Genomic DNA, 2,955 nt, shown 5'->3' with positions numbered 1-2,955 from the left:
GCATTCACAGCTGATCATGTGCTCCTGTCATCAGCATCCCTTGTAGCTTCTGTTTCAGGACTTGTCGCAATCATGATGGTCAGAGTTGTTGTTCAGGGCTTTGCTGCACTTGAAGATACCAAAACACCTGTAAAATGCTCTTTAATTGCAATTGGATCAAATATCATATTCAATCTTATACTGGTATTTCCTTTAGATTATGTGGGCCTTGCTCTGTCTACAGCACTTGCAGCATTTGTAAATCTATCGCTCTTAATATTCTTCTTATACAAAAAGAATATCTATTCATTCAGCTCACAGACACTGATATTTATCGCAAAAATTGCTATTAGCGGTTTAATAATGGCTATTTTTTTACGATCAACATCACCAGACTTTTCAGACTGGATAAATATGAGTACAATCAAAGCTGCAACATATCTTACATTGTATATAGTTGCAGGAACTGTAGTGTTTTTAGCTACAGCTACAGTATTAAGAATAAAAATCAAACAACTTAAAAAATAAAAGGAACCTTTATGAGCAATACAATCACAGTGAACGATAAAACCTTCGAAATTGTCAAACTTCTCGGCAAAGGCAAAGGTGGTTATTCATATCTTGCAACTCTTGACGGTAAAAAGTATGTAGTTAAGCAGATCCATCATGAACCTTGCGATTACTATACTTTTGGCAACAAAATCGAATCTGAGATAAACGATTACAAAAAGCTGTCAGATATTGGTATCAGACTACCAAAGATGATTGATGTTGATGTTGCAAGAGAAACAATACAAAAAGAATATATTGAAGGCGAAACTGTCTTCTCAATGGTTGCAAAAGATGCTCTTCCTGAATGTTGCATTGCACAGGTAAGACAGATGTGTGAGAAACTATATCCAGCATCTACAAATATTGATTACTTTCCAACAAATTTCGTTCTTCAGAATGATGAACTTTTCTATATAGACTATGAGTGCAACTCTTATATGGAAGAGTGGAATTTTGAAAACTGGGGTATTAAATACTGGAGTAAGACAAAAGAATTTCTAGATTACCTAGAAAGCCACAAAGAGCTAGTTTAATCAAAGAATTTCAGAGCCTTTAGAAAAAGCATAATAACCTTTCTTTATCTGAAGGCTCTTTACCATCAAAATCAAATCTTAAAACACATATTTTGATCTTCTGTTTTTGTAGCAGTGTCTTTTCATAAGTTGACTCACTAAATCATAACCAACCGTCTTAAAGCCTTTATATATGAGCATTTGCGCATATATTAGAATTTGCTTTTTCAAGCAATTTTTGCCTTGTACAAATAAAAAAATGTGCCATAATTGCAAATCTGATGATGGAGTAATTATGTTTATAAACAGAAATAACAGTTTAGGAAAAGTACTGTACATAACACTGTGTTATGTGTTTATAAACGCCTTTTTTATCCACTTAAAAACAGAAAGTCTCAATCATCACTGCTCTGATCCAATCTGCTGTTCAATATGTTTGAATGTACATACCATAAATGCAGACTGCCAGACTCCAATACCTCCAAATGAAATAAATGCAAGTCAGTTTGCCTTTAATTCAATAGATCTTTATATCAATTCTGATTACAGCATTGAGAAGACAGCACAGACACTCGTTAGCGTAAAAGTGAAAAAGACAGAATAGAAAAACAATCTTCTTTATTTTCTATTTTCTTTTTTTACCAAACGAGGTTTTAAATGTTATCAAAACTTTTAAGAGTTTTTGCTCTTTTAGGCTCTGTGATGCTATCTGATTGTGCATTAGCAAAAGAGCTGAATATTGTTACTACTAATTTTCCACAATACGATTTTGTAAATCATATCGTTAAGAACAAAGCAAAAGTAATTATGCTTCTAAAGCCTGGTGCTCAGGCCCACAGCTTTGAACCAACTCCAAAAGACATAATCAGTATTCAAAATTCAGATCTGTTCGTATATAACGGTGGTGAAAATGACGAATGGATTGAAAAACTCATTAAAAGCTCAAACAATCAGATTCAGCATTTTTCATTTGTATCTTCTGTAAATTTAAGGGAGGAAGAAACAAAGGAAGGTATGCAAAGTGAGGAAGAAGACGGTGACGAGCATGATCATCACCATGATTCTGATGAAGAGGTTGAATACGACGAGCATGTCTGGACATCACCAAAAAACGATATCATTATCCTAAACAAACTCTGCAAAAAAATTATCAGCCTTGATCCTGATAATGCACAGTTTTATATGGCTAATACAGCTGAATATATTAAGGAATTTGTAGTACTTGATAAAAAGTTTACTAAAATCAGCGATTTGTCAAAAAACAAACTGCTTATATTTGCTGACAGATTCCCTCTTTTATATTTTGTAAAAGACTATAACCTTGATTATTATGCTGCATTCAAAGGCTGTTCAAGCGAAAACGAGGTTTCTGCAGCCACCTTAAAATTCCTTATTGATAAGACAATACAGAACAATATCAAGGTGATTTTCAAAATCGAACTTTCATCAGATCAGATTGCAAATACTGTTGCAAGACAGACAAATGCAAAAGTTTACACATTCAATACAGGACATAATGTTACTGTTGAACAGTTAAAGAATGATGTAAGTGTTGCATCCTTATTTGAATCAAATATTGATTATCTAATAGAAGCTTTAAACTAACCTTTTTGCAGGCAGTTATCTGCCTGCTTTTTTACTATGAATACAATTTTAAATGTTAAAAATCTAAGCGTCACATTTGAAGCACAAAAAGTTGTACATGATGTTTCATTCGCAATAAAAAAAGGTGAATATCTAGCACTTGTAGGACCTAATGGGGCTGGAAAAAGCACACTTTTAAAAACAATCATCAAGGACAACAGAAAAGTTGTAGGATCTTTGAGCTTTTGCTCTGATATAAAACTAGGTTATGTAGCACAGAAAAACTCTGATGATATCTACTTTCCTGCAACAGTTAAGGAAGTAATCA

The 2,955-nt window shown here is 33.3% G+C and carries 5 protein-coding genes; all 5 read left to right on the top strand.

What is annotated here, in order from left to right; all coding sequences use genetic code 11:
* Positions 1-507: lipid II flippase MurJ (locus ACJML3_RS01335; protein WP_406019957.1), on the top strand; the 507-nt coding region annotated here is incomplete at its 5' end.
* Positions 508-518: 11 nt separating this feature from the next.
* Entirely contained in the window at positions 519-1,064 is a 546-nt protein-coding gene (locus ACJML3_RS01330; RefSeq protein WP_406019955.1) for a hypothetical protein, read from the top strand.
* A 274-nt stretch (positions 1,065-1,338) separates the two neighbouring features.
* On the top strand, positions 1,339-1,647 hold the full coding sequence (locus ACJML3_RS01325; protein WP_406019953.1) for a hypothetical protein: 309 nt from the start codon (positions 1,339-1,341) through the stop codon (positions 1,645-1,647).
* Positions 1,648-1,700: 53 nt separating this feature from the next.
* A complete protein-coding gene (locus ACJML3_RS01320; RefSeq protein ID WP_406019951.1) occupies positions 1,701-2,648 on the top strand; it encodes a metal ABC transporter substrate-binding protein in 948 nt (315 codons plus the stop codon).
* Positions 2,649-2,684: 36 nt separating this feature from the next.
* The coding region (locus ACJML3_RS01315) for an ATP-binding cassette domain-containing protein (RefSeq protein WP_406019949.1) at positions 2,685-2,955 on the top strand (271 nt) is incomplete at its 3' end.

The organism is Succinivibrio sp. (assembly GCF_045124615.1).
Taxonomy (GTDB): domain Bacteria; phylum Pseudomonadota; class Gammaproteobacteria; order Enterobacterales; family Succinivibrionaceae; genus Succinivibrio; species Succinivibrio faecicola.
The sequence above is the reverse complement of the archived record's forward strand: the minus strand, read 5'-3'. Positions and strand labels throughout refer to the sequence as shown.

Excerpts from the sequence above, each read along its gene's own strand:
- ACJML3_RS01330 (WP_406019955.1), top strand. The coding sequence starts at position 519 with ATGAGCAATACAATCACAGTGAACGATAAAACCTTCGAAATTGTCAAA.
- ACJML3_RS01325 (WP_406019953.1), top strand. The coding sequence starts at position 1,339 with ATGTTTATAAACAGAAATAACAGTTTAGGAAAAGTACTGTACATAACA.
- ACJML3_RS01320 (WP_406019951.1), top strand. The coding sequence starts at position 1,701 with ATGTTATCAAAACTTTTAAGAGTTTTTGCTCTTTTAGGCTCTGTGATG.